The following is a 25590-nucleotide window of genomic DNA, read 5'->3' as shown; positions in this document are numbered from 1 at the left end:
AGGCAGTTGAGCAGAGCGGTGGAGGTGACGTCTCCTGCGGAGAGGATGGAGCTGACGGAGCCGGTAGAGCCGGCGGTGACGGCGGTGGGTGCGGTTCCGATTACGGGCAAGTCGCGTCCAGTAGGTAGTTGGGGCCCGGCGGGCCGTAGTGCTTGTTGATGTCGGCCGCGCCTGTCCTTGCCTTGTCGACGAGGGTTCCGGCGGTGACCATGGCCTTGCCCGGGAGGGCGTCGGCGTCCAGCGTGCGGGAGCGCAGGAAGGCGTCGCCCGGGCCGAGCGCACCGTCCAGCCGTTCGCGGATCAGCGTGAGACCGGTGCGCCAGGGCAGCAGCCCGCGCTCGGCCAGGCCGAAGGCGGGCGCCGCGGCGCACAGATGCAGCGTGATGGTGACGAAGACGCGCGCGAGCGCCTCGTCGTCGCTGGTCGTCATACGGCGGTCGATGAGGTCGCGCGGGTCCGCGCCGGGGGACGGGGTGAGCCGCTCGCGGAGCCTGGACGTGTTGATGAGTGCACCGTCGTTGTCCTTGACCAGAAGCCGAGGCGGGGCATGTTCCAAGCTCTCGTCCAAGACAAGCGCCACGTTCTGCTGGTGCGCCTCCAGCGCGATGCCGTAGCGGAACAGCGCGACGTTCCAGGAGAACAGCGCCGACAGGTAGGCGTCGAAAAGAGCCTCGACGTCCCACCGTTCGACCACGTAACCAGTGTCGGGAGCCTCGGCCAGAAGCGCCGCTATGGGGACGACGTGCGCGCGTGCGGTTTCGGGCGGGAAGCGCCGCACGAGGTAACCGAGAAGAGGGTCCTGCGCGTGGCCGTACGTCTGCTCATCGGCGAGAAGGACGGGGAGCGCCGGTTCCCGCCGCAGGACGTCACGCAGGAGGCGTTCGACGAGCGCGCCGTCGGGGAGCGTGCCGGGCGTGATCGTGCGGCGGTTGCGGAGGCCCAGCGTGGCGGTCGGCAACGGCATCTTCAGATGGTCGAGCGGCGCGGCGGCGACGGTCCGCATCGAGAGAGTGGGGGTGACCTGGAGGTACGGGTCGGGTGCGAGGGTCGCTCCGGGGTGCTCGCGCACCTGCCGCACCGCCAGCGGGTGGACGGGGAACAGCGCGCCGCCGCCCGGGGGCAGGCCGACGTCGGACCGGCTCGGCCACCACCCGGGCGGCGGCCCCGCGAGCTCCGGGTTCCGCACCGCCGCCCAGCGCAGCGGGAACGACGGCGCGAACTCGGGCGCGTAGCGGCTCAGATCGGCCATGGAGAGCCCGGCGCGGCTCCTCCCGGTCGGATGTACCGGATGGTCGTTGTAGGCCGCCAGCGTCTCGTAGAACGTCCCGGGGCCGGTGCGCAGCTCGTCCGGCAGCCGCGCCAGCCGCCGGTGCACCGCCGGCCGCGCGTCGAGATGGAGCTTGGTCGTCGCCAGCGCGTCCAGGCATTCCCGCTCGAACGCGGCCGTGTCGTCGCACGGATCCGCCACGGCGTGGACGGCGGTGAAGACGTCGCTCAGCCTGAGGCGCTGCGACGGGTCCACGACGAGCTTGGACAGGAACGCGGGACGCGCCCGCAGGAGCCGCACCGAACGATGGGGAAGCCGCAGAGCGCCTTGTTCGATGAAGCGGCCTAGGCCCGCATAGTTCTCGCGCAGGAGCGCGTCCAGAATCCGGGCCGCCAATGAGCTCTCGATGTCATGGCCGGTCACGTGATCGTCCAGTCATGGGCGTCGCGGAAGCGGGCCAAGGCGGCGTTCACCTCGTCCGGCCCGGGGCCGATGGCGCGGACGGTGCCGAGGTAATCGCGGTTCGTGCGGGTGACCGCGACGGCATCACCCACCGCGCGCTGAGGGCGATAGGAGAGCCGCACTGGGCCGTCGTCCAACTGCAGTGGGCCGGGAGCGGCCGTCAGCTTGCCAGAGCGGTCGGCAATGACCGGCTCAGCGATGGCATGCCGGTGATTCAGCCCGCCCTGGCCGCCGTCCAAGGCGCTGCCCCAGTCGGCGAGACGTCCGCCCAGGTGGACGGTCAGGATCTGCTCGAACAGCGGCACATCCAACAGGTCGGCTAAGAGGAAGTCACAGTGGTCGCCGATCAGCCTGTAGTTGACCTCGATGATGTGCGCGCGTCCCTCGTGGACGACGAATTCCGTGTGGCAGGCACCGAAACCGATGCCCAGCGCGTCGAGCTGCTCAAGGACCTGTGCGGTTTCTGGCGGCGGGGCAGTCCATTCAAGGCGCTCTTCGACGAAGAAGGGCGGCGGAGAGAGCGTCGTCCGGAACGAGCCAAGGACGCGCAGTTCCCGCCCATCCCCGAGCGTTTCGAGCGTGTGGAGACGGCCCGGAAGGTATTCCTCGGCCACCAGCGGGTCGTCCCGGCGCGCAGCGATTTCGTCAACGCGCGAGGCCAATTCCAAGGCGTCCCGCACGAGGAACACGTCTTCGCTGGCGACGCCCTCGCGCGGCTTCAGGACGAGTGGATACGGCGCGTCCTCCGGCACACGGCGGGCGTCCGCCGAGAAGACCGGGTCAATGGACGCCAGATGGCGGCGCATCAGAGCCTTGTTCTTCGCACGGGTCGCCGCGCGCCAGTCCTTGGCCGGGAGCCCGTGATAGGCGGCGGCCAGTGCGGCGGGCGCCTGCAGGAAGTCGCTGTTGGTGAAGATGGCCGCAGGCGCGCCGTCGACCGCGGCGACGATCTCCCGGAAGTCGAAGACGTCGCACTGGACGATCGGTCCGTCGTGCGTCCCGGCATGGGCGGCCGGGCGGTCGGTGAGCAGCGTCACGTCCAGGCCCAGACGCGCGGCGGCGGGCAGGAAGCCGTGCGTCACCGAGTCGGTCGTCTTCCCGGCGGCCAGGTAGAGAGAGGCGGCCACGGATCGGCCTTTCCAGTGCATGGACCACAACAGTCAGTGAGGTAAGGCTTGCCTAACTCGCAGAAACCATAGTGGCGGGGCCGGTCCGCAGGGGCAAGGACGGTGACATCGCGTGTCCCGGCCCGGGCCGGGATAGGACAAGACGCCGATCGGTCAGGATGGGGCCATGGATCTCGTCGACCGGTGGGTCGCGCTCGCCGGACCTCACACCCGGCATATCGGGTCGGAGCTGAACGACCGCTACGGCGAGCCGCATCGCCGCTACCACACGCGCGAGCACCTCACCGCCGTCCTCGACCTCGTGGACGAGCTCGCCGGCCACGCCGACACCCCCGACACCGTCCGCCTCGCGGCCTGGTTCCACGACGCCGTCTACGACCCCGAGCGCGCCGACAACGAGGAGCGCAGCGCCCGCCTCGCCGCCCGCATGCTCGCCGACACCGACCTCCCGGCACCGGACGTCGGGCAGGTCGTGCGCCTCGTCGAGCTGACCGCCACGCACGCCCCCGCCGGCGACGACCGCGACGGCCAGGTCCTATGCGACGCGGACCTCGCGATCCTCGGCGCGGACCCCGCCCAGTACGCCGCCTACGCCGCCGCCGTCCGCGAGGAGTACGCGTTCGTCCCCGAGGAGTTCTTCCAAGCCGGACGTGCCGAAGTGCTCAACGGTCTGCTCGCCCTACCGAAACTTTTTCGCACGCCCACAGCCCACGAACGCTACGAACAACGCGCACGCAATAACATCCGCACAGAACTGATGCTTCTGAACGGTCAATGATGATCAAGGCGGCCCCGCGACCCGGGCAACGGGATCCTTTACTGTGAGTTTCCCGTCCCCTGGAAGCCCGGACACCGGCGCGATCAGGAACCCCGGACGGAAGACTCTGCCTGACGGTACGACGTGCGAAGGGGCATGCAGGTGAACGACGTAGTGGCGTACATCCAGGCCGGCAGGGACCGGTTCGTCGCCGACCTCAAGGAGTGGCTGACGATCCCGTCCATCTCCGCGGACCCGGCCTACGCCGGGGACGTCCGGAGGTCGGCCGGGTGGCTCGCCGACTACCTCCGCGCCCAGGGCTTCCCCACCGTCGAGGTCTGGGAGACCCCGGGCCTTCCGGCCGTGTACGCCGAATGGCCCGCAGAGGACCCGGACGCCCCCGCCGTCGTCGTCTACGGGCACCACGACGTCCAGCCCGTCGAGCCGCTGGACGAGTGGGACACCGACCCCTTCGAGCCCGTGGAGACCGGCGACCGGCTCATCGGGCGCGGCGCGTCCGACGACAAGGGGCAGATCTTCTTCCACACGCTCGGGCTCCGCGCCGGGCTCGCCGCGTCCGGCCGCCCGGCCCCGCCCGTCACGATCAAACTGCTCGTCGAGGGCGAGGAGGAATCGGGCTCGGTGCATTTCGCGGAACTGCTCCGGGACCATCGGGAGCGGCTCGCCTGCGACGCCGTCGTCATCAGCGACACCACCATGTGGGACGCGGACGTCCCGTCGATGTGCACCGGCATGCGCGGCCTCACCGAGGTCGAGGTAACCCTGCGCGGCCCGTCGCGCGACCTGCACTCCGGCTCGTTCGGCGGCGCCGTGCCGAACCCGCTCCACGCCATGGCGGAACTGCTCGCCGCGCTGCACGACGCCGACGGCCGCGTCACCCTCCCCGGGTTCTACGACGACGTCGTCCCGCTGAGGGACGAGGAACGCGAACTCTTCGCGCGCCTCCCGTTCGACGAGGACGCCTGGCTGCGCACCGCCGGCGACAGCCGCGTCGCGCACGGCGAGAAGGGCTACACCACCCTCGAACGGATCTGGGCGCGGCCCACCGCCGAGATCAACGGCATGTGGGGCGGGCACACCGGACCCGGCGGCAAGACGATCGTCCCCGGCCAGGCCCACGCCAAGATCTCGTTCCGGCTCGTCGCGGGCCAGGACCCGCGCAAGGTCCAGATGGCGTTCGAGGCGTGGGTCGCCGAGCACGTCCCGCCCGGCATCGAGGCCGAGATCCCCGTCGCCGGCGGCGGCGTCCGGCCGTGCTTCTCGCCGATCGACTCCGCCGGCGTCGCGGCCGCGCGCCGCGCCATGGAACGGGCGTTCGGCACCCAGGTGCTGTTCACCCGCGAGGGCGGCAGCGGCCCCGAGGCCGACCTCGCCGACATCCTCGAAGCGCCGCTGGTCTTCGTCGCCGTCGGGCTGAACGGCGACCGCATCCACGCGCCGAACGAGAAGGTCGAGATCCCGCTGCTCCTCAAGGGCGCCGAAGCCGCCGCGTACCTCTGGGAAGAACTCGCGACCGCGCTGCGCTGAAAGCCGCGCCGAACAGGTGGCCGGAGAACGGGCCGCCGCGAGAACGGGTTGCCGGAGAAGGCCGGGGTGGACGATGCTCCCTGGAACGGCTGGTGACGACGAGTGATCGGGGGACGGGGCGCATGGTGGACGACGGTCCCCTGGAGTGGCTGGCGCTCGGGCGCGGAACGCTCGACCGGGTCGCCCTGAACCGCCGCGACGACGCCTGGCTGGACGCCGCCTGGGCCGACCCCGGGACCCGCGTCGTCGTCGTCCAGGACGGCAAGTCGCTCGTGACGTACGAGCCGAGCCCCGCGCTCGTCTTCGTCCCGCCCGCGCAGGCGCCGGACGGCGACCGCTGGCTCCTCGGCGAGGACGAGTCAGGCACCGTGTACTTCGGGACGTCCGGCCCGCTGCCCGCGATCGAGGGGACGGAACCGGCCGGGCTCCGCCGCGTCGGCGCGCTCCTCGGCGACCGCGACTCCGGCCTGATCACGCACGTCGTGGCGCTGGAGCACTGGCACGACACCCACCGGCACTGCCCGCGCTGCGGAGCCGGGACGCGGGTGGCGTCCGCCGGGCACATGCGCGTCTGCCCCGAGGACGGCTCCCAGCACTTCCCCCGCGTCGACCCCGCCGTGATCATGCTGGTGACCGATGACGCCGACCGGATCCTGCTCGCCCGCGGCCCGCGGTGGCCCGAGAACCGCCGCTCGATCCTCGCCGGCTTCGTCGAGCCCGGTGAATCCCTGGAGCAGGCCGTCGCGCGGGAGGTGAAGGAGGAGGTCGGGCTGCCCGTACGGGACGTCCGCTACCTGGGCAGCCAGCCCTGGCCGCTGCCGCAGAGCCTCATGCTCGGCTTCACCGCCAGGACGGACGGCGACGTCCCGCTGCGTCCCGACCCGGAGGAGATCCTGGACGCCGCCTGGTACACCCGCGACGAGCTCCGCGCGGCCATGGACGCCGGTGACCTGGTGGCCCCCGGCCCCCTGTCGATAGCCGCGCAGATCATCATGCGCTGGTACGGCGGCGACCTCCCGAACATGCCGCCCTTCTGACAAGCGGCACATCCGACAGGCGCCAGGGTCAGGCGAGCGACGCGAGCTTCGCCTTGACCGCCTTGGCGCTCGGGTTGGTGACGGCCGTGCCATCAGGGAAGACGACGGTCGGGACGGTCTGGTTCCCGCCGTTGACGCTCATGACGAAGTCGGCGGCGGCGGGGTCGCGCTCGATGTCGACCTCCAGCATCTCGATGCCGTCACGGGCGAGCTGCCGCTTGAGCCGCCGGCAGAAACCGCACCAGGACGTCGTGTACATGGTGAGCTGGCCGGTCGGGTCTTTGGCCCGGTCGGTCGTCGGCGTCGCCATCGCTGGGTCGTCTCCCTCTGTCGCTCGTCCGATCCGCTTATCGCTGAACAGCGGGCGGGCGTTGCGCATTCCTCGTTATCCACAGGCGGAGGTATTGGCGATACGGGTGGGGCGGGCTGCGAGTATGGGGGGATGTCGACTGAGGCGGTGCTGGAGGGACTCGACCCCGAACAGCGGGCGGTCGCCGAGGCGGTGCAGGGGCCGGTCTGCGTGCTGGCGGGCGCGGGAACGGGCAAGACCAGGGCCATCACGCACCGCATCGCCTACGCCACGCTGACCGGCGTCGTGTCCCCGCAGCGGGTGCTCGCCGTGACGTTCACCACGCGGGCCGCGGGGGAGCTGCGGAGCCGCCTCCGGCTGCTCGGCGCGCCGGGCGTCCAGGCGCGGACGTTCCACGCGGCGGCGCTGCGCCAGCTCACCTACTTCTGGCCGCGCGTCGTCGGCGGCGAGCCCCCCAAGATCATCGAGTCGAAGATCGGGCTGGTGGCGGACGCGGCGCGGGCGTGCCGGCTGTCGCTCGGGCGGACGGAGCTGCGCGACGTCGCGAGCGAGATCGAATGGGCGAAGGTCACCCAGCACCGCCCCGAGGACTACCCGGCCGCCGCCGTCAAGGCCGGCCGGCGGGCCCCCGCCGAGGTCGTCGACGTGGCCCGCGTCTACGCGATGTACGAGCAGCTCCGCCGCGAGCGCAACCTGCTCGACTTCGAGGGGATGCTGGAGCTGACCGCGGCCGTCCTCACCGAGCACCGGGAGGTCGCGAACCAGGTCCGCGAGCAGTACCGGCACTTCGTCGTCGACGAGTTCCAGGACGTCAACCCCCTCCAGAAGATGCTGCTCGACACCTGGCTCGGCGACCGCGACGACCTGTGCGTCGTCGGCGACCCGAACCAGACGATCTACTCGTTCACCGGCGCGTCCCCGTCGCACCTGCTCGACTTCACCCGCGAGCATCCGGACGCGAAGGTCGTCCGGCTCGTCCGCGACTACCGGTCGACGCCGCAGGTCGTCCGGCTGGCGAACGGGGTGATGGAGCAGGCGAAGAGCGGGCGGCACCGGCTGGAGCTGGTCGCGCAGCGCGAGGCCGGGCCCGAGCCGGTGTTCAACGAGTACGACGACGAGGTCGCCGAGGCCGACGACGCGGCGCGGCGGGCCCGCAAGCTCATCGACGAGGGCGTCCCGGCGCGGGAGATCGCGATCCTGTACCGGATCAACGCCCAGTCGGAGACGTACGAGGCGGCGCTGGCGGCGGCGGGCGTGCCGTACGTCCTGCGCGGCGCCGAGCGGTTCTTCGAGCGGCCCGAGGTGCGCGAGGCGGTGGTCCGGCTGCGCGGCGCGGCGCGGGCGGGCGCCGACGCGGAGACGGACGGCACGGGTTTGATCCTGACCGTCCGGCACGTCCTGTCCGGCGCCGGGTTCTCCGACCAGCCGCCCGAGGGCGCGGGCGCGGCCCGCGCCCGCTGGGAGTCGCTGGCCGCGCTGGCGCAGCTCGCCGAGGACATGGCCGCCGACGACCCGAAGGCCGCCCTCGCCGACTTCGTCGCCGAACTGGAGGAACGTGCCGCCGCGCAGCACGCGCCTCCGCTGGAGGGCGTCACGCTGGCGTCGCTGCACGCGGCCAAGGGCCTGGAGTGGGAAGCGGTGTTCCTCGTGGGGCTCGTCGACGGGACGCTCCCGATCATCTACGCCGAGAAGCCCGCCCAGATCGAGGAGGAGCGGCGGCTGCTGTACGTCGGGGTCACGCGGGCGCGCGTGCATCTGTCGCTGTCGTGGGCGCTGTCGCGGTCGCCGGGCGGGGCGCGGCACCGCAGGCCCTCCCGCTTCCTGAGCGGCCTGACGGGCAAGACCGCCACGCCCACCCCGGTCCGCGCCGACCGGACCAAGCGCCGCGCCGCCAAGGGCCCGCAGCCGTGCCGGGTGTGCGGGCGCCCGCTGACCGCCGCCGTCGAGCGCAAGCTCGGCCGCTGCGAAGACTGCCCGTCCGAGCTGAACGAGGAGCTGCTCATCGCGCTGAAGGAGTGGCGCGCCCAGGTGTCGGCCGAGCAGAAGGTCCCCGCCTACGTCGTGTTCACCGACGCGACCCTCCAGGCGATCGCCGAGCACGGCCCCGAGTCCATGGAGGAGCTCGCCCGGATCCCCGGCATCGGCAAGGTGAAACTCGACCGCTACGGCGACGCCGTCCTGACCCTGTGCGGCGGCTGAGCCGCCCGGCCGCCGGGCCCGCGGGTGAGACCCTGATCATGCGCACGGACAGGGCGGATAGGGAAGACTGGCCGCCGTGAGGGAATCGCTGAAGGCGCTGCTGGACCTGCTGGATCTCGAACAGATCGAGAACGACATCTTCCGCGGACGCACGTCCGACGAGCGCCGCCAGCGGGTCTTCGGAGGGCAGGTGGCGGCGCAGGCGCTCGTCGCCGCCGGGCGCACCGTCCCGGTGAACCGGCCCGTCCATTCGCTGCACGCCTACTTCATCCGTCCGGGCGACCCGCTCGTCCCGATCGTCTACACCGTCGACCGGGTCCGCGACGGGCGCTCCTTCACCACGCGGCGCGTCGTGGCCGTCCAGCACGGCAAGGCGATCTTCACCCTGTCCGCTTCGTTCCAGATCGTCGAGGACGGGCCCGCCCACCAGGCCGCGATGCCCGGCGCACCCGACCCCGAGACCCTGCCGGACGGCCTGACCCGCATGACACCGCTGTTCGGCGAGGTCGCCGCGCGCGAGTTCGTCACCCGGCGGCCGTTCGACATCCGGCACGCGACGCCGCTGTCCTGGGAGGCGGCGAAGGACCCGTCGCTCGTCACCCCCGAGTCGAAGGTCTGGCTGAAGGTGGACGGCGAGCTGCCCGCCGACCCGCTGCTGCACGTGTGCCTGATGACGTACGCCTCGGACATGACGCTGCTCGACACCGTCCTGCTCAACCACGGGCTGACCTGGGGCGACAAGCGGACGATGGGCGCCAGCCTCGACCACGCGATGTGGTTCCACCGGCCGTTCCGGGCCGACGAGTGGCTGCTGTACTACCAGGACACGCCGTTCGCCGGCGGGGCCCGCGGCCTCGCCCGCGGGCAGGTGTTCACCCGCTCCGGGGAGCTGGTCGTCTCCGTCATGCAGGAGGGCCTGATCCGGGTCACCGACGCCTGACCGGAACAGGACACGCCCCGGGCACGGCTCCGGACCCGCCTGCGGCGGCCGCGCCGCACGGCGCGCGGCCGCCGGGCCTGGCGAACCAGTGATCACGGCGCGCGTCAATCCTCCTGGGGTTTGATCTACGGGACCAGATGAGTGGTCCGCCGGTGGATCACGTCGCGAGAGGCGCGGCACCAAGATCAGGGGACCATTTCGCCCTGTGCGCGGAATGGCACTGATCTCCCAGAAGGGAAGCGCATGCGCCTGAGAAGCAGGATTCTCGCCGTCGCCGCCGCCGCGGCGCTCGTGCCCGCCCTGGCGGGCACCGCCCTCGCCGAGCCCGGGGTGCCCGGCGTCCGGGCCGCGCCCGCCGGCGACACGACGAGCCCGGCCGAGAAGAAACGCGTCGACGCCGTGCCCACGCCGAAACTCGGCTGGTACGCGTGCTACGGCCACGCCGAGTGCGCGACCGTCCGGCTGCCGCTGGACTACGACGCCCCGAAGGGCGCGACGACCGAGATCGCCGTCCTGCGGGTGAAGGCCCGCGACGCCAAGAAGCGGATCGGCAGCCTGTTCGTCAACCCGGGCGGGCCCGGCGGGCAGGGCACCGCCATGGCCTACCAGGCGGGGGACTTCCTCGGCCCGGACGTCCTCGACCGCTTCGACGTCGTCGGCTTCGACCCGCGCGGCATCGGCTACAGCGACAACGTCGCCTGCTTCAAGTCCGCCAAGGACCAGGCGCTCGCGCTGGTGGGGCTGAGCGTGGCGTTCCCCATCGGCGCCAAGCAGGAGTCGGCCTACGTCAAGTCCGCGAAGGCCCTCGGCAAGGGCTGCTCCACCACCGGCAAGAAGCTGGCGGGCGCGATGTCCACGGCGGAGGCCGCGCGCGACATGGACGTCCTGCGCCGCGCGGTCGGCGACAAGAAGCTGACCTACCTGGGCTTCAGCTACGGCTCGGCGCTCGGCCAGTACTACGCCAACATGTTCCCCGACCGGCTGCGCGCCGTGGCCGTGGACGGCATTCTCAACCCGGTCTCCTGGACGGGCACCAAGAAGACCGAGAACGAGATCCTCGACGACCGGCTGCGATCCGCAGACGGCGCCTACAAGGCGTTGAAGGAGATCCTCGTCCGCTGCGGCAAGGCGGGCAAGCCGGCGTGCGCGTTCGCGGAGTTCGGCGACCCGGTCAAGAACTTCGACGTCCTCGCCGGGCGGCTGAAGGCGAAGCCCGCCGACATAGACGGCCGGAAGGTCACCTACGCCGACCTCGTCGGCGGCATGCTCGGCGAGCTGTACTACCCGGACGGCTACTTCTTCATCGACGCGGCGCTCACCGACCTGTGGAAGGCGACCTCACCCGCCTCGACGGCCGCGCAGGCGGCCGCGGCGCGCAAGGCCCTCGCCGCACGCATGGCGGCGCGCCGCGCCAAGGTCGAGCAGCAGCAGGACGCCGCCGGGAAGATCCTCGCCAAGGGCTTCCCCTACGACAACGGGCTCGACGCGTTCAGCGGCGTGGTCTGCACCGACGGACGGCACCCCAAGAAGGCCGGGAACTGGCCCGCGCTGACGGCGGCGTCCGACAAGCGCGCGCCCTACTTCGGGCGGGCATGGGGCTGGGCCAGCGTCCAGTGCGCCGGTGACTCCTGGACGGTCCGCGACGAGGACGCCTACACCGGCCCCTTCAACCGGCGGACGAACACCCCCGTCCTGATCGTCGGGAACTACTACGACCCGGCCACGAACTACGACGACGCGGTGTCGTCCAGCAAGCTGCTGCCCGGCAGCCGGCTGCTGTCCAGCAACAGCTGGGGGCACACGGCCTACGGCAGCTCCGCGTGCGCGACGGACGCCGTGAACGGCTACCTCGCCAGCGGCGCCCTGCCGCCCGCCGGCACGGTGTGCGTGGGCGACATCCAGCCGTTCGAGCCGGAGCCCGAACTGGCGCTCGACACCAGGGGGCCCGCGGACGCGGGCGCGATGGCGACCCGGCCGGGCGCCGCCGGGCGGCCCACCGAGCTGCCGCCGGTGGCGACGCGGGTGCCGTCGTCCACCCTGCTCGGAACCCGGTGACCCCTGCTCGGGACCCGGTCCGGATGCGGAACCGGTGACCTGAGCGACCGCGACGCCGGGCGGGCCGACACGGCCCGCCCGGCGCCGGCGCCCTCGACGCTGGCGGCCGGATCCGGCCCGCCGCCGTCCGGGCGCGAGCGATCCCGGGCGGGTAAAATGATCATTTCGTACGGGACTCCCAGGAGTCCCCGACGCTCGCCAGGCGTCGCGGGTTCCGCGGGAAAAGGGTGAAGTCACCCACAAAACCGCAGGTCAAAAATACCTTGCTTGATTCGGCGGAAGCCCCGTACGCTCGATCGCGAACATTCAACCGGCCCGCCGGTGCGGATCATGGATCCGCCGGTGCGGCCCGAGGAGCCAGGAAGGTGGTGTGCAGTCCGGTGAGCAACACGTTGATCAAATCCGCGTCGTCCTGGACCGCCGCATGCCCTGGCCTCTTCGTTCCAGACATGGCGTCCGCCTATGCGGACGCGCCCGGCCAGCGACCGCGCGACCCGCGCGGCACGCGCGGCCTGAATTGGCGTGAACTGCGCGAACTGCGCTCCGAGCAGCGAATCCAGGACCAGGGGCGGAGTGTCTTCGGCCACCTTCTCGAGGACATGACCGTCCAGGCTCCGGCCACGGCCCACGTGGGCGTCACCGTCACGGGTGACGTGTCGGGTCCGTACCCCTGGAGGCCACCGGTTTAGCACCACACCGGCAAGCCCCCAGGCCGCGGATCCGCACACCGGATCCGCGGCCTTCTTATTTGCCCAGGACAACCCACCGACACGCCCGTTGAGATCCAACGAGAGGAACAAGGGTGACTGTGATGCAGGGGGCACTCGCAGTAAGCGAGGAGGACCTCACTCTTCCGTGCCGGACCGACCCGGAGCTGTTCTTCGCCGAGGCTCCCGCCGACGTCGAGCTCGCCAAGGCCCTGTGCCTGGAGTGCCCGCTCCGCAAGGAGTGCCTCGCCGGGGCGCTCGAGCGCAAGGAGCCCTGGGGCGTCTGGGGCGGCGAGCTGTTCGTCCGCGGCGTGATCGTCCCGCGCAAGCGGCCGCGTGGCCGCCCGCGCAAGCACCCGCGGCCCGACGAAGTGACCGTCTGATGCCGGCTCCGCCGGCTCCCGTCGACCCCGGAGGCGCGGCCCCCGCACAGGGACCGCGCCTCCGGGCCGCCGGAGCGAACCCGTCCATCCGATCCCGCGACATGCCCGACGACCTGGCCGTCCGCGTGCGCGCGCTGCGGCGCGCGCGCCGCGACGCGCAGACGAGGGCTTCGCGCGTGCGGCGCGTCCTGCTCGCGCCGACCGCGCCGTCCGCCACCAGCGTGCATTTCCCGAACACCGCGCCCGCCGAAACGTACCTGCAGACGTCGACGTCGCTGCAACGGAACTGAAACCCCGGCTTACCGGCCAGATAGTCGCCCGCACCGGTCGCAGGCCGCCGCCCGCCCTTCTTGGATGGTATGGCGGACGAGCGCGCCTCCCGGCGGGCGCCTGGAGCGCGTCCCAGGTGGCCCACTCACCCGGACGCGCGAAAAGCGAGGCCCCGCGCATCCCATCAATGCGCGGGGCCTCGCTGAGCCTTCCCGTCAGCTCGAAATGAGCTCGCCGTCCTCGTCGTCGGCGAATCCCGGCACCCACCTCAGCGACTCGGCGCGGGCCGGGATCTCGCAGTCCAGCTGGCACAGCACGCCGGTGCCCGCCGACAGCACCCGGTGGATGATCACATACTCGGGCGGCAGGTTGAGCTGCCGGACGACATTGCCCGGACGCAGGTCCGTCACCCTGGCGGCCATGTCGCGCAGCCACTCGCGGCTGAACCTGAACGTCTCGGTCACGAACGGCTCGGTGATCGGCGCGAGGAACGCCTGCAGCGAGTCGGCGTCGATCTCCACGCCCTCGCGGATGAAGTCCTCGCGGCGCAGCGCCTCCTCGATCTCGTCGATGTCGGCCATCGTGCCGATGCGCAGCAGCAGGCCGAGCCGCCGCTGGAAGCCGCCGGGGATGCGGTCGACCGCGCCGAAGTCGAGGACGCCGAGCCGGCCGTCCGCCAGCAGCCGGAAGTTGCCGGGATGCGGGTCGCCGTGCAGTATCCCGCACCGTTTCGGCCCCGAGAGCAGGAAGCGGCAGTACAGCAGGGCCGCGTGGTTCCGCGTCTCCTGATCACCCTCGCTGATGATCTTCGAGAGGGGGGTGCCGTCCATCCACTCGCTGATCAGGATGTTCCCGTTCTGCGCGATGACCTCGGGGATGTGGAAGTCGGGGTCGTCGCCGTAGGCGTCCCGGAAGATCGTCTGGGATTCGGCCTCGATCGTGTAGTCGAGCTCCTCGACCACCCGCTCCTTCAGCTCCGCGAGCATCGACTTGACGTCCAGGCCCGGCATCAGCACGCCGAACAGCCGGCCGAGGCGGGCGAGCTGGTTGAAGTCGCTGATCAGCGCCTTCCCTGCGCCCGGGTACTGCACCTTGACGGCGACGTGCCGCCCGTCGTGCCAGACGGCGCGGTGCACCTGGCCGATGGACGCGGCCGCCGCCGGCCGGTCGTCGAACGACTCGAAGTAGTCGCGCCAGTCGTCCCCGAGGAACTCGGCGAGCACCGTGTGGACGGTCGCCGCCGGCAGCGGGGGAGCGGCCTCCTGCAGCCTGGTCAGCGTGGCGCGGTACGGTCCGGCGATCTCCGGCGGCAGCGCCGCCTCGAAGATCGACAGCATCTGGCCGAGCTTCATCGCCCCGCCCTTGAGCTCGCCGAGCACCTTGAACAGCTGCTCGGCGGTCCGCGTCTGGATCTCCATCGCCACGGTCTCGGCCGGGCGGCCGAACGTCCGCTTCCCCATGCCGAGCGCGGTGCGCCCCGCGAAGCCGATGGGGAGGGACGCCAGCTTTGCTGACCGCGTCACCGCGCGGCGGGGAAGATCGCTCACGCGGACCATTGTCGGTGATCGACCGTCGTTCACGCCATAACCATCCGTAAGTAACGCGGGAGCCGGCCACCGTGCGGCGACCTGACCTGCGGTGACACGGTAAGTGTGCGCTTTCTCACGCCCCTGGCGGGGGCTGTGGCCCGGGCCCGGCGGGCGGCGCGGTACGGTGCGGGCCATGCCCGAACCGCTGCTCGCCGAACGCCGCCCCGGCGGGATCGCCGTCCTGACGCTGAACGACCCCGCCCGCCGCAACGCGATGTCGGACGAGATGACCGCGGCCTGGCAGAGCGCGATCGAGGACCTGCGCGGCGACACCGGCGTCCGCTGCGTCGTCGTGACCGGCACCGGCAGCGCTTTCAGCTCCGGAGGCGACCTCTCCTGGCTCGCCGGCACGGGCGACGTCGCCGTCCCCGCGCTCCGCGACCGGATGCTCGCCTTCTACCGGGCCTGGCTGACGATCCGCGGCCTGGAGGTCCCGACGATCGCCGCCGTCAACGGGCACGCCGTCGGCGCCGGGCTGTGCCTCGCGCTGGCCTGCGACCTGCGGTACGCGGCGTCCGACGCCAAGCTCCTCGCCCCCTTCACCGCGCTCGGGCTGCACCCCGGCATGGCCGCGACCTGGCTGCTCCCCGAGGTCGCCGGGCTGCCGCTGGCCCGCGAGATGCTCCTGGCCGGACGGGTCGTCACCGGCGCCGAGGCCGAGCGATACGGCCTGGTCAACAAGGCCGTCCCCGGCGAGCAGGTCCTGGACGAGGCGCTCACCGTCGCCGGCCGGGTCGCCGCGCAGGCGCCCATCGCCACCCGGCTCACCAAGGCCGCCCTGTCCGGCGGCGGGCACGGCGGCATGGAGGCGGCGCTGCGCTGGGAGTCGCTCGCGCAGCCCGTCACGATGTCGTCCAGGGACATGCTGGAAGGGCTCGCGGCCCAGCGGGACAAGCGCGTCCCGCGGTTCACCGGTGAATGAACGACTGTCAAAAACAGGGCTTCTGACCTGCGACAACGTCAAACACCCCCTGTGGTGGAGGCAAATTTTCGAGTACGGTTCAGGCGTGCCCCCTAACGTTGAGGTCCGTCGCAGCGCGAGGCGTCGGCGAACCGTGTCCGCCTACCGCGACGGCGACAAGGTGGTGGTGATGGTTCCGTCCAGGCTGAGCAAGGCCGAAGAGGAACAGTGGATCGCGACCATCCTGGAGCGGCTCGAAGAGAGGGAACGCCGCCGGCGGCCCAGCGACGCCGATCTCCAGTCGCGGGCCAGGGAGCTGTCCCGCCGCTACCTGGACGGACGCGCCGACCCCGTCAGCGTCCGCTGGGTCGCGAACCAGCGCACCCGCTGGGGATCGTGCACCCCCGACGACGGAACGATCCGGTTGTCCACCCGCCTGCGCGGCATGCCCGGGTGGGTCGTCGACTACGTCCTGGTCCACGAGCTGGCGCACCTGCTCATCCCGGGGCACGGCGCCGACTTCTGGGACCTGGTCGGCAACTACCCGAAGGCCGACCGGGCCCGCGGCTACCTGGAGGGCGTCGCCGCCGCCGCGCACCTGCCCCTCGAGGCGGACGCGCCGGACGACGAGATCGCCGGCGACGGCGTCCACCACGGGGACGACTTCCCGCACGAGGTCGCCGGGTGACCCACCCGCCGGGGCCGGGTGCTCCGGCGCGGTTCGCCGCGGTGCTCTCCCTTCCCGGCCGTCCGCTGGACGTCCCGCCGGGCATCGACCCCCGCGCGTTCCGGCTCGCGCTGCTCGAAGACACCTACGAGGTCGTCGCCGGGCTCGAACTGGTGACGTCCGCGCTCGTCCTCGACCCGCCCGACCAGCCGGACGCCGAGGCCGTGACCTGGCCCGGCACTCCGATCGTCCGGGAGCCGACGCTCGCGGGCGCGTTCGCGGCGCTGCACGCGCTCGGCGCCGCCACCGCCGCGCTGGTCGCGCCGGACGCCCCCGACCTGCCGCCGCTGCTGATCGGCAAGCTGTTCCGCGCCCTCGGCCACGCCCCGTCCGCCGCCTGCGCCGTCCAATCGGACGATCATGCCGACGGCCGCGCCGGGCTCGTCGCGCTCGCCGCCCGGCTGCCGCTGCCCGGCTGGCTCGCGACGGCCCTGCGGGACGTCGATCTCGACACGCCGGACGCGCTGGCCCGGCTGCGCGCCGCCGCGCCGCGGCCCGGCTTCGTCCCGCAGGGGCCCGGCTGGCATCGCCTCCGCACCGTCCGCGACCTGCGGTTCCTCGACCCGGGCCTGGAGGGCTGGGAGAACACCCGCGCCCTCCTCGAAGGTCACCCGCTGAGCTCCTGACAGCGCGCCACGAGCCGCCGGAGGGCGTCGTCGGTGGGCTCGGGGAGGCCGTCCAACGGGAACCAGGCGAGGGCGTCCGACTCGTCGCTCACCGTGTGCCGCGCGTCCTCGGGGGCGATCGCGGCGTACTGGACGTCCAGATGCCACGTCCCGTCCGGGTGGCAGCGGACCGCGTGCCGGTCGAGCTGGACGGGCCCGGGCAGCAGCCGCAGATCCCCGATGCCGGACTCCTCCGTCGCCTCCCGCAGTGCCACCCCCGCGAGCGTGACGTCGCCGGGCTCGCAATGCCCGCCGAGCTGGAACCACAGCTTGAACTTCGCGTGCAGGGTCAGCAGCACGCGGCCGCGGGACGCGTCGAGAACGGCGGTGCTGGCGGTGATGTGCCCCGCCGCGCACTCCCGCCACATCCCGTCCGCCGGGTACTCCTCCAGGTGCCGCAGGAAACCGAGGCGGACGTCCTCCTGCCCGGCGTCGGGCGCCTCCCACGACGACAGGACCCGCACGGCGTCCTCGTACAGGGTGCCCCGCGGCACGCCCTCCGTCACGTGCGGCCCACGCGCGGGTAACGGGAGTTGACGGGATTGCGGCGCCGTCGCTCGTGATCGACGGGCCGTTGCCAGCACAGGCTCGCCCGCGCGACGCGGCGCCTGATCGCGTTCGTGGACGACGCCGCCGCGTACCGGCAGCCGTTCACCCGCGACACCGGCGACCCGGACGACTCACGCGACACGCTCATGCGCGGGGCCCCTCGCCGCCTGGACCCTCGCCCGAGCCACCGCCGCCATCGCCGCCGCCCTCGTCGTCCGGCTTCTCGTCAGGCTTTTCGTCCGGCTTCTCGTCTGCCTTCTTGGCTTCGCCCTCGTCCGGCGCCTTGGTGAGGTTCGACAGGTCCAGGTCGGACAGGCCCTCGATCTCGTCGCGGCCGTGGACGAACCCGTCCGGGTCGTCGAGGTCGCCGGACGTCGGGAGCAGGTCGGGGTGGTCCCAGATCGCGTCCCGGCCCTGCGTGCCGCGCACCTGCGTGAGCGTCCGCCACAGCGCCGCCGCCTCGCGCAGCCGCCGCGGCCGCAGCTCCAGGCCGACCAGCGTCGCGAACGTCCGCTCCGCCGGGCCGCCCGTCGCGCGGCGCCGCCGCACCGCCTCGGCCAGCTTCACCGAACCGGGCAGCCGCCCCTCCGCCGCCTCGTTGACCACCGTGTCGACCCAGCCCTCGACCAGCGCGAGCGTCGTCTCCAGCCGGGCCAGCGCCGCCTTCTGCCGCGGCGTCTCCTCCGGCTGGAGCTGGATCTCGCCGCCGAGCGCCTCCTGGATCGCCTCCGGGTTTGACAGATCGAGACCCTGGACGGCCTGCTCGATGCCCGACAGGTCGACGGTGATGCCCCGCGCGTACTCCTCCACCGCGCCCAGCAGATGCGAGCGCAGCCACGGGACGTGCGCGAAGAGCCGCTGGTGGGCGGCCTCCCGAAGGGCCAGATACAGGCGGACCTCGTCGCCGGAGACCTCCAGGCCCGAGCCGAACGCCGCGACGCCCGCGGGCAGCAGTGCGCCGACGCCGTCCGGCGCGAGCGGCAGGCCCACGTCGGCGGAGCCGGTCACCTCGCGGGCCAGCCCACCGAGCGCCTGCCCGGCCTGGCCGCCGACCATCGCGCCCGCCATCTGCTTGACCATCCCGATCAGCGGGCCGGCCATCGCCTGCATGTCGGCGGGAATGTCGCCGCCGGAGCCGCCGAGCGCCCCGCCCATCGACTCGACCATGCGCGCCGCGATCGGGTCGCACACCTTCGCCCACACCGGGAGCGTCTGCTCGATCCACTCGGACCGGCTCCACGCCTGCGGCGTCCGGATCCCGGCGGGCAGCGTCGTCTTGTCGTCCAGCCACAGGTCGGCCAGGCGCAGCGCCTCCTCCACCTGGCGCCGCTCGCTGTCGACGACCGAGGGGTCGCCCTGCTCCACCACCTGGTGCCGCGCGATGTTCTTGGCCAGATCCCAGTTCAGGGGGCCGCCGCCGGCGCCGCCCATGCCCTGGCCGCCGATCATGTCGGCGAACCGGTGCAGCATGTCGGCGAACTGCGCCATGTCGCCGCCCATGCCTTTGAATGGATCCTGGGGCCGGTCGTCGTCGTCACCGTCGCCGGGACGATTGAAGCCGAAGGGAGTGTTGCTCATCGGATCGCCCCTGGGATGCATGATGGGCTCATATCCGCAACGTTAGCCGGTCCTGGCAAGGTCGCGTACACAAGGAAGGGGGCACCCCCGTGGCAACGGGCAAGGTTCGCCCTCGGCGTAGCAAGGGCCCGGTCGTCGCCGTCACCGGCGCCGCCTCCGGTGCGGGGCGGCTGCTGGCCGCCAGGCTCGCCGAGCGGCAGGAGATCCGCAAGGTCGTCGCCATCGACGGGCACCGCGGCGATGTGCCCGGGGTCACCTGGCGTGTCGTCGACATCCGCGACCCGCTGCTGTCCAACCGGCTGTCGGACGTCGACGTGATCGTCAACCTGGACGTCGAGCACTCCCCGGACGTCGACCCCCGCGACCGCCGCACCCACAACGTCCGCGGCGCCCAGACCGTCGTCACCGCGGCCGCCGCCGCCCGCGTCCGCCGTGTGGTCCTCGTCACGTCCGCGATGGTGTACGGGGCGGAATCCGGCAACGAGGTCCCGCTGCACGAGGACGCGCCGCTGCTCGCCGAGGCCAGCACGTCCATCGCCGGGGACTACCTGGAGATGGAGGAGCTGGCCGCGACCGCGCCCGTCACCCACCCCGGGCTGGACGTCACCGTCGTCCGCCCCGCCGCGCTCGCCGGGCCCGGCGTCGACACCGTCGTCACCCGGCACTTCGAGGCGCCCCGGCTGCTGTCGGTCAAGGGCAGCACGCCCGGCTGGCAGTTCTGCCACATCGAGGACCTCGCGTCCGCGCTGGACGTCGTCGTCACCGAGGACGTCACCGGCCCCCTGGCGGTCGGCTGCGAGGGGTGGCTCGGCCCCGACGAGGTCACCGAGGTCACCGGGAAGCGGAGCTTCGAGCTGCCCGCCGCGCTCACCTTCGGGATGGCGCAGCGGCTGCACCGGCTCGGGATGACCCCAGCGCCCGCCACCGACCTGCACTACGTCGCCTACCCGTGGGTCGTGGACTGCGCCCGGCTCCGCGCCGCCGGCTGGAAGCCCCTGTACGACAACGTCGCCGCGCTGCGCGCCGTGATGGAGGAGACCGCCGGGCGGCACGCCGTCGTCGGACGCCGCGTCGGCGGCAAGGAGGCCACCATGGCGACCGCCGCGGGCGCCACCGTCGCCGCGATCGGCGCGGCCGCCGCCATCCGCCGCGCCCGCAAACGCCGCCGCTGACCCCTGACCCCGCCCGGCCCGGCCCGGGCAGGGTCAACTGGTCGACGGCGCGGCGGACGGCGACCCGGACGGGCTGGGCGAACCCGACGGCGACCCGGACGGGCTCGGCGACGGGCTCGGCTGCGCCGCCGGCGGGCCCTGGCCCGCCGACCACAGCGCCGCCTCCGCCGCCTTGATCGCCTTCCAAGCCTCGCCCATCTTCGTGTAGTCGCCCTGCTTCTGGGCGGCCTCGAACTCCTGCAGCGCCTTGCGCAGGTTGGCGCGGGCCTGCTGCAGCTCGGGGCTGAGCTGCCCGCTCGTCGGCGGCGTCCCTGTCGGCGGCGCCGCGCCGGCGCCGGTGCCGCCTAGGAGCTGCCGCAGCGCGTCCTCCAGCGTGTCCGCCGCGACGATGCTGTTGCCGTACCGGACCAGGATCTTGCCGAGGATCGGATACGGCTGGTTCTCCTTGCCGCCCGCCGCCTTCGTGTACATCGGCTCGACGTACAGCAGGCTCCCGCCGAACGGGATCGTCAGCAGGTTGCCCGGCACGGTCTTCGTCCCGCCCTGCCGCAGCGTGAACAGGTCGCCCTTCACCTTCTGGTCCGTCTCGAACGAGTTCTGCACCTGGCCGGGCCCTGGCGGCTGCGCGTTGCGCGGCATCTGCAGGACCTGGATCTGCCCGTAGTCGCGTCCCGGCGTCGACCCGACCGACATGAACGCGGCGAGCTGCGGGTTGGTGCGCGTGTTGCCGCCCGGGGTGAACACCGTCGTCAGCGAGAACGACTCGGCGTCCTGGCCCGGCATCCGCAGGCTCTGGTAGTACGGCGGCTGCCGCTTGCCCTTCGCGGACGGGTCCTCCGGCACCTCCCAGAAGCCCTCGCCGTTGTAGAACGCACCCGGGTCCGTCACGTGGTACTGGGTGAGGATCTTCCGCTGCACCTTGAACATGTCCTGCGGGTACCGGAAATGGGACTCGAGCTCCGGCGGGATCGACGACCGCGGCTGGACGGTGTCGTCGAACACCTTCATCCACGTCTTCGTGATCGGGTCGTTCTCGTCCCACTGGTACAGGTGCACGGAGCCGTCATAGGCGTCCACCGTCGCCTTGACCGAGTTCCGCATGTAGTTGATGTGGTCGTCGGCCTGCCGCGCCACCGCCGACCGCGTGTCGGTGATGGTGTCGCGGGTCGCGTCGCCGAGGCTCATCTCCTCCGAGTACGGGTAGCCGTTGGACGTCGTGTAGCCGTCCACGATCCACAGGATCCGGCCGTTCACCACCGCCGGGTACGGGTCGCCGTCCAGCGTCAGCCAGGGCGCCGCCTTCTGCACCATCTGCCGCGGCGACCGGTCGTAGAGGATCTTGGCGTTCCGGTTGATCGCGCCGGACAGCAGGAGGTTCTTGTCCTGGAACTTCGCCGAGTACAGCAGCTTGTTCAGGAACGAGTCGATGGGGACGCCGCCGTCCCCGTCATAGGTGCTGCTCTGCTGGCCCTTCTCGCTGTTGTCCGGGTAGTTCAGCTCCTGCTGGCCCTGCCCCCCGACCACCGAGTACCGCGCCGACCGCTCCCCGAAGTAGATCTCCGGCTTCGCCACCTTGATCTTCTGGTCGGGGGACACCGGCATGTTCTTGGTGATGAACTCCGGCACGTTGCCCTCGGCGAACCGGTCCCCGTACGCGGACACGAAACCGTAGCCGTGCGTGTAGACGAGATGGTCCTTGACCCAGCTCCGCTGCTCCGCCGGCGCCCCGGACAGCTCCCGCAGCGCCACGATCGTGTCGACCTGCTTGCCGTCGACCTGGTAGCGGTCGACGTCCAGCGTGTCGGGGAACTGGTAGAACGGCCTGATCTGCTGGAACTGCCGGAACGTCTCGCCCACCACCGCCGGGTCGAGGACGCGGACGCCGCCGAGCGAGTCGGCCTCCTCCTGCAGCTTCTTCTTGTCGGTCACCGGCTGCGACCCGTACTGGACGACCTTCGCGCCGTCCACGCCGTACGCCTGCCGGGTGAACTCGATGTTGCGCTGGATGTACGTGCGCTCCTTGGCCAGCTCGTCCGGCTTCACCTGGAACTGCTGGATCAGCAGCGGATACACCCCGCCCAGCAGGATCGCCGACAGCACCAGCAGCGTGAACCCGACGCCCGGCAGCATCATCCCGCGCCGCAGCAGGTTGCTGAAGAACATCACCGCGCACAGCAGCGCGATGATCATGAGGATCGTCTTCGCGGGCAGCAGCGCGTTGACGTCCGCGTAGGACGCGCCCGTCCGCACGCCCCGCTCCGAATGCACCAGGCCGTACCGGTCGAACCAGTACGCGACCGCCTTCATCAGGATGAACAGCCCGAACAGCACCGACAGATGGGCGCGCGCGGGCGGGGACGCCTTGTCGCCCGGCCCCTGCAGCCGCAGCCCCCCGTACAGGTAGTGCACCATCACCGCGGCCAGGATCGACAGGATCACCGTCGCGAAGATCACACCGATGATGAGCCGCAGGAACGGATACGTGAAGACGTAGAACGACACGTCCTTGTGGAACTGCGGGTCCTTCACGCCGAACGACGTCCGGTTCAGGAACGCCAGCCACACCGGCCACTGGCCCGCCACCGACGAGCCCGTCAGCACCCCGAGCAGCCCCAGCAGCGACCACGCGATCAGCCGCCGCCGCGGATCGATCACCGCCCGGTACCGCTCCAGGCCCTGCTGCTCCACCGACAGCGGCCGGTACGCGGGACGCAGCCGGTACGCCACCGCCACGTTCGCGCCCACCACCAGCGTCATCAGCAGCCCCGCCCCGAAGAACAGCACCACCTTCGCCTGGATCTGCGTCGTGTAGACCTTCTGGAAGCCGATGGAGTCGTACCACAGCAGGTTCGTGTAGGTCGCCGTGAAGACCATGAACGCGATCAGGAGCACGGCCAACGTCACCAGCGCGGGCAGCACCAGCCGCGTCCGCCCGGTACCGAGCCGGCGCCCGAAGCCGGGAGTCCGGAAGGTCACTGACCCCTCCGATCGAGATCTCGCCACCGGCGGCCCCGCCGGTGCTGTAGAAGCAACTTACCGACTGGCGCGGGGGTTCCCGCATGTCCATGCGCCGAAAGGGGGAAAGATGGGCCCCGTGAGCCTCCTCGAAGAAGTCGTCCTGGACCTCGAACGCCATTCGGCGCAGGAAGGGTGGGACGCCGCGCCCCGCCTGTACGCCCTCGTCCGCAGCGCCGAACTCCGCCAGGCCGAGCCCGACCTCGCCGACCAGCTCGGCCTGCCCGCGGACGCCGACACCCTCGCCGCGCTCGAACAGCCCGCTCTCCCCGATCGCGACGCCGTCGAGGACGCCCTAGCCACCATCGCCTGGCCCGAAACCGTCGAAGGCTGCGCCCTCATCATGGAACGCGTCGTCCTGCCGCCCGAAGCCGAGGCCGACATCCCCGAGGACGACGCCGAGGCCGCCGCGTTCGCCGCGTCCCACCCCGGACGCGAGGACGTCCGCATGATCGTCGGCGTGCTCCGCGACGGCGCCCGGCACTCCGCCCTCCGGCTGCGCCGCCACGACACCGACGACGAGGTCCTCACCGGCCCCGACCTCGTCCCCGCCCTCGCCGAGGCCCTCGCCGCCACCTTCGAACCGGACGAGCCGGGCGACGGGTAACCTGCGGAACGTGAGCCACGACAGCGTGATCAGGCTGATCGGCGTCCGCGACGAGCCCCTCTCCGTGGACGAGGTCCTCGCCGCCGTCGCCGCGCCGGGCGCCGGCGGCACCGCCCTCTTCATCGGCACCGTCCGCGACCACGACCACGCCCGGACCGTCACCGGCCTCGGCTACAGCGCCCACCCCAGCGCCGAACAGCAGCTCCGCGCCGTCATGGAGAAGGTCGCCGCCGACCATCCCGTCCACGGGCTCGCCGCCGTCCACCGCGTCGGTGACCTGCGCGTAGGCGACCTCGCCGTCATCGCCGCCGCGTCCTGCGCGCACCGGGCCGAGGCGTTCGCCGCCTGCCGCCGGCTCATCGACGACCTCAAGGCGAACGTGCCCATCTGGAAACACCAGACCTTCGCCGACGGCGGCGACGAATGGGTCGGCGCGTGCTGAGCGTCCCGACCGCATAGGGTTTCGGACATGTCCCGTCGTGCCGCCACGCTCACCGCCGCGAGCGTGATAGTGATCGTGCTCGCCATCATCGGCTCCGCCATGCCGGTCCCGTACGTCGCGCTGATGCCCGGTCCGACGAGCAACACCCTCGGCACCAACGACAAAGGCCAGCCCCTCATCAGGATCGACGGCCGCCAGACCTACCCCGACGGCGGCCACCTCAACTTCACCACCGTCACCTACCGCGGCGGTCCCGGCGGCCGCATCGACCTCTTCACCGCCCTCCGCGGCTGGATCGCCGGCGACACCGCCATCGTCCCCGAAGAGACGATCTTCCCGGAGGACGAGTCGCCCAAGAAGGTCGACGAAGAGAACACCCGCCAGATGCAGGACTCCCAGCAGAGCGCCGAAGCCGCCGCCCTCCACGAACTCGGCATCCCCGTCACCACCCGCGTCGTCGTCGACGGCATCCAGAAAGGCCGCCCCGCCGACGGCGTCCTCAAGACCGGCGACGAGATCACCGCCGTCGACGGCGCCAAGGTCACCAACGTCGCCGAGGTCACCGGCACCATGGCCAAACACAAGATCGGCGACAGCGTCACCCTCGGCTACACCCGCGCCGGCAAGGCCGCCACCACCACCCTCAAGACCGTCGCCACCCCCAGCGGAGACCGCGCCGCCGTCGGCGTCGTCATCTCCGACCAGTACAAGTTCCCGTTCAAGATCGACATCAGCGTCGGCGACATCGGCGGCCCCTCCGCCGGCCTCATGTTCTCCCTCGCCATCATCGACAAACTCACCCCCGGCTCACTCACCCGGGGCACCTTCATCGCCGGCACCGGCACCATCACCGCCAAAGGCGAAGTCGGCCCCATCGGCGGCATCCAGCAGAAGATGATCGCCGCCCGCAAGGCCGGCGCCACCGTCTTCCTCACCCCCAAGGACAACTGCCCCGACGCCGCCGCCTCCCGCCCCGGCGGCCTCCGCCTCGTCCGCGCCGACACCCTCCACGGCACCGTCCAGGCCCTCAACGCCCTCACCACCGGCAAAGGCGACGTCCCCACCTGCGAATGACCCGGTTCGTACGCAGCACCCCGCCCCATGCCATAGACTCGAAACATCACCGCGGGGTGGAGCAGTTCGGTAGCTCGCTGGGCTCATAACCCAGAGGTCGCAGGTTCAAATCCTGCCCCCGCTACGGATCTGGGGTCCCCTGGTCGCCGCGTTTGCGGCTTCCTGGGGATCCTTCGCTTTGCCCGGGGGGTCGACCCCCCGGAGCCCCC

24 protein-coding genes and 1 tRNA gene are annotated in these 25590 nt (G+C 71.9%); 17 read left to right on the top strand and 8 right to left on the bottom strand.

The genetic code is table 11. The features are described from left to right. Nucleotides 1–100 precede the first annotated feature (100 nt). Together ETD83_RS09745 and ETD83_RS09740 are read right to left on the bottom strand one after the other, a co-directional pair. On the bottom strand, nt 101–1690 hold the full coding sequence (locus ETD83_RS09745; protein ID WP_138644738.1) for an IucA/IucC family protein: 1590 nt from the start codon (nt 1688–1690) through the stop codon (nt 101–103). After that, nucleotides 1687–2811 carry an ATP-grasp domain-containing protein gene (locus ETD83_RS09740; protein WP_230420791.1) on the bottom strand — a complete coding sequence of 375 codons (1125 nt, stop codon included), beginning with the start codon at nt 2809–2811 and terminating at the stop codon, nt 1687–1689. The genes ETD83_RS09745 and ETD83_RS09740 overlap by 4 nt, the downstream gene beginning before the upstream one ends. A 211-nt stretch (nt 2812–3022) precedes the next feature. On the opposite strand from ETD83_RS09740, the gene ETD83_RS09735 reads away from it, so the two are divergent. From ETD83_RS09735 to nudC, 3 genes are all read left to right on the top strand, one after another. Then, the gene (locus ETD83_RS09735) at nt 3023–3634 is read left to right on the top strand and encodes an HD domain-containing protein (RefSeq protein ID WP_138644737.1); all 612 of its coding nucleotides are present in this window, start codon (nt 3023–3025) and stop codon (nt 3632–3634) included. A gap of 141 nt (nt 3635–3775) precedes the next feature. After that, a complete protein-coding gene (locus ETD83_RS09730; RefSeq protein ID WP_230420790.1) occupies nt 3776–5161 on the top strand; it encodes a dipeptidase in 1386 nt (461 codons plus the stop codon). A 122-nt stretch (nt 5162–5283) separates the two neighbouring features. Then, entirely contained in the window at nt 5284–6198 is a 915-nt protein-coding gene (nudC, locus tag ETD83_RS09725; RefSeq protein WP_138644758.1) for an NAD(+) diphosphatase, read from the top strand. Between the two features lie 28 nt (nt 6199–6226). On the opposite strand, the gene ETD83_RS09720 is transcribed toward nudC, so the two are convergent. Then, a complete protein-coding gene (locus ETD83_RS09720) occupies nt 6227–6508 on the bottom strand; it encodes a mycoredoxin (protein ID WP_138644735.1) in 282 nt (93 codons plus the stop codon). A gap of 132 nt (nt 6509–6640) precedes the next feature. On the opposite strand from ETD83_RS09720, the gene ETD83_RS09715 reads away from it, so the two are divergent. The 6 genes from ETD83_RS09715 to ETD83_RS09690 all read left to right on the top strand — a co-directional run bounded on the left by ETD83_RS09715 (nt 6641) and on the right by ETD83_RS09690 (nt 13082). Then, on the top strand, nt 6641–8707 hold the full coding sequence (locus ETD83_RS09715) for an ATP-dependent DNA helicase UvrD2 (RefSeq protein ID WP_138644734.1): 2067 nt from the start codon (nt 6641–6643) through the stop codon (nt 8705–8707). A gap of 76 nt (nt 8708–8783) precedes the next feature. After that, nucleotides 8784–9647, top strand: coding sequence for an acyl-CoA thioesterase II (tesB, locus tag ETD83_RS09710; protein ID WP_138644733.1), 864 nt, complete (start codon nt 8784–8786; stop codon nt 9645–9647). 243 nt (nt 9648–9890) lie between these two features. After that, nucleotides 9891–11702, top strand: coding sequence for an alpha/beta hydrolase (locus ETD83_RS09705; protein ID WP_138644732.1), 1812 nt, complete (start codon nt 9891–9893; stop codon nt 11700–11702). A gap of 380 nt (nt 11703–12082) precedes the next feature. Then, nucleotides 12083–12391: a hypothetical protein gene (locus ETD83_RS09700; protein ID WP_138644731.1), complete on the top strand. Its 309-nt coding sequence runs from the start codon at nt 12083–12085 to the stop codon at nt 12389–12391. Nucleotides 12392–12513: 122 nt separating this feature from the next. After that, on the top strand, nt 12514–12792 hold the full coding sequence (locus ETD83_RS09695; RefSeq protein WP_131877072.1) for a WhiB family transcriptional regulator: 279 nt from the start codon (nt 12514–12516) through the stop codon (nt 12790–12792). Nucleotides 12793–12893: 101 nt separating this feature from the next. Next, complete coding sequence (locus tag ETD83_RS09690) at nt 12894–13082, top strand: hypothetical protein (RefSeq protein ID WP_138644730.1); 189 nt, start codon at nt 12894–12896, stop codon at nt 13080–13082. A gap of 195 nt (nt 13083–13277) precedes the next feature. Here the strand turns inward: ETD83_RS09690 and ETD83_RS09685 are convergent, their stop codons facing one another. Further along, nucleotides 13278–14609 carry an ABC1 kinase family protein gene (locus ETD83_RS09685; RefSeq protein ID WP_230420789.1) on the bottom strand — a complete coding sequence of 444 codons (1332 nt, stop codon included), beginning with the start codon at nt 14607–14609 and terminating at the stop codon, nt 13278–13280. Between the two features lie 175 nt (nt 14610–14784). Here ETD83_RS09685 and ETD83_RS09680 point away from each other — a divergent pair, with 175 nt between their 5' ends. The 3 genes from ETD83_RS09680 (at nt 14785) to ETD83_RS09670 (ending at nt 16905) form a co-directional block, all read left to right on the top strand. Beyond that, entirely contained in the window at nt 14785–15573 is a 789-nt protein-coding gene (locus ETD83_RS09680) for an enoyl-CoA hydratase/isomerase family protein (protein ID WP_138644729.1), read from the top strand. A gap of 133 nt (nt 15574–15706) precedes the next feature. Next, nucleotides 15707–16240, top strand: a complete 534-nt coding sequence (locus tag ETD83_RS09675) for a M48 metallopeptidase family protein (RefSeq protein ID WP_138644728.1) — start codon at nt 15707–15709, stop codon at nt 16238–16240. Next, complete coding sequence (locus tag ETD83_RS09670) at nt 16237–16905, top strand: nucleotidyltransferase family protein (protein WP_230420788.1); 669 nt, start codon at nt 16237–16239, stop codon at nt 16903–16905. The genes ETD83_RS09675 and ETD83_RS09670 overlap by 4 nt, the downstream gene beginning before the upstream one ends. On the opposite strand, the gene ETD83_RS09665 is transcribed toward ETD83_RS09670, so the two are convergent. The 3 genes from ETD83_RS09665 to ETD83_RS09655 are packed head-to-tail and all read right to left on the bottom strand — an operon-like array spanning nt 16887 to nt 19071. Further along, nucleotides 16887–17438, bottom strand: coding sequence for an NUDIX hydrolase (locus tag ETD83_RS09665; protein ID WP_230420787.1), 552 nt, complete (start codon nt 17436–17438; stop codon nt 16887–16889). The two genes, ETD83_RS09670 and ETD83_RS09665, sit on opposite strands and share 19 nt — an antisense overlap. An 8-nt stretch (nt 17439–17446) precedes the next feature. Next, on the bottom strand, nt 17447–17641 hold the full coding sequence (locus tag ETD83_RS09660) for a hypothetical protein (protein ID WP_138644727.1): 195 nt from the start codon (nt 17639–17641) through the stop codon (nt 17447–17449). Continuing rightward, complete coding sequence (locus ETD83_RS09655) at nt 17638–19071, bottom strand: zinc-dependent metalloprotease (protein ID WP_138644726.1); 1434 nt, start codon at nt 19069–19071, stop codon at nt 17638–17640. Before ETD83_RS09655 ends, ETD83_RS09660 begins: the two co-directional genes overlap by 4 nt. A gap of 89 nt (nt 19072–19160) precedes the next feature. On the opposite strand from ETD83_RS09655, the gene ETD83_RS09650 reads away from it, so the two are divergent. Continuing rightward, nucleotides 19161–20243, top strand: coding sequence for an NAD-dependent epimerase/dehydratase family protein (locus tag ETD83_RS09650; RefSeq protein WP_138644725.1), 1083 nt, complete (start codon nt 19161–19163; stop codon nt 20241–20243). A 33-nt stretch (nt 20244–20276) separates the two neighbouring features. Here ETD83_RS09650 and ETD83_RS09645 read toward each other — a convergent pair whose 3' ends face one another. After that, nucleotides 20277–23219 (bottom strand): UPF0182 family membrane protein, encoded by a 2943-nt coding sequence (locus ETD83_RS09645; RefSeq protein ID WP_138644724.1) that lies wholly within the window; start codon nt 23217–23219, stop codon nt 20277–20279. A 109-nt stretch (nt 23220–23328) separates the two neighbouring features. On the opposite strand from ETD83_RS09645, the gene ETD83_RS09640 reads away from it, so the two are divergent. From ETD83_RS09640 to ETD83_RS09625, 4 genes are all read left to right on the top strand, one after another. Further along, complete coding sequence (locus ETD83_RS09640; RefSeq protein WP_138644723.1) at nt 23329–23865, top strand: PPA1309 family protein; 537 nt, start codon at nt 23329–23331, stop codon at nt 23863–23865. A gap of 10 nt (nt 23866–23875) precedes the next feature. Further along, the gene (locus ETD83_RS09635; RefSeq protein WP_230420786.1) at nt 23876–24307 is read left to right on the top strand and encodes a molybdenum cofactor biosynthesis protein MoaE; all 432 of its coding nucleotides are present in this window, start codon (nt 23876–23878) and stop codon (nt 24305–24307) included. A 27-nt stretch (nt 24308–24334) separates the two neighbouring features. Next, nucleotides 24335–25381, top strand: coding sequence for a YlbL family protein (locus ETD83_RS09630; protein ID WP_138644722.1), 1047 nt, complete (start codon nt 24335–24337; stop codon nt 25379–25381). Nucleotides 25382–25431: 50 nt separating this feature from the next. After that, nucleotides 25432–25505: transfer RNA gene (locus tag ETD83_RS09625), tRNA-Met, on the top strand. Nucleotides 25506–25590 lie beyond the last annotated feature (85 nt).

It is taken from the genome of Actinomadura soli, assembly GCF_005889715.1.
GTDB classification, from domain to species: domain Bacteria; phylum Actinomycetota; class Actinomycetes; order Streptosporangiales; family Streptosporangiaceae; genus Spirillospora; species Spirillospora soli.
This window is presented reverse-complemented; position numbering and strand designations above follow the sequence as displayed.

Coding starts and splice junctions, on each gene's coding strand:
- ETD83_RS09735 (WP_138644737.1), top strand. CDS start 3,023: ATGGATCTCGTCGACCGGTGGGTCGCGCTCGCCGGACCTCACACCCGG.
- nudC (WP_138644758.1), top strand. CDS start 5,284: ATGGTGGACGACGGTCCCCTGGAGTGGCTGGCGCTCGGGCGCGGAACG.
- ETD83_RS09720 (WP_138644735.1), bottom strand. CDS start 6,508: ATGGCGACGCCGACGACCGACCGGGCCAAAGACCCGACCGGCCAGCTC.
- ETD83_RS09715 (WP_138644734.1), top strand. CDS start 6,641: ATGTCGACTGAGGCGGTGCTGGAGGGACTCGACCCCGAACAGCGGGCG.
- ETD83_RS09705 (WP_138644732.1), top strand. CDS start 9,891: ATGCGCCTGAGAAGCAGGATTCTCGCCGTCGCCGCCGCCGCGGCGCTC.
- ETD83_RS09695 (WP_131877072.1), top strand. CDS start 12,514: ATGCAGGGGGCACTCGCAGTAAGCGAGGAGGACCTCACTCTTCCGTGC.
- ETD83_RS09690 (WP_138644730.1), top strand. CDS start 12,894: ATGCCCGACGACCTGGCCGTCCGCGTGCGCGCGCTGCGGCGCGCGCGC.
- ETD83_RS09680 (WP_138644729.1), top strand. CDS start 14,785: ATGCCCGAACCGCTGCTCGCCGAACGCCGCCCCGGCGGGATCGCCGTC.
- ETD83_RS09660 (WP_138644727.1), bottom strand. CDS start 17,641: ATGAGCGTGTCGCGTGAGTCGTCCGGGTCGCCGGTGTCGCGGGTGAAC.
- ETD83_RS09655 (WP_138644726.1), bottom strand. CDS start 19,071: ATGAGCAACACTCCCTTCGGCTTCAATCGTCCCGGCGACGGTGACGAC.
- ETD83_RS09640 (WP_138644723.1), top strand. CDS start 23,329: ATGGGCCCCGTGAGCCTCCTCGAAGAAGTCGTCCTGGACCTCGAACGC.
- ETD83_RS09630 (WP_138644722.1), top strand. CDS start 24,335: ATGTCCCGTCGTGCCGCCACGCTCACCGCCGCGAGCGTGATAGTGATC.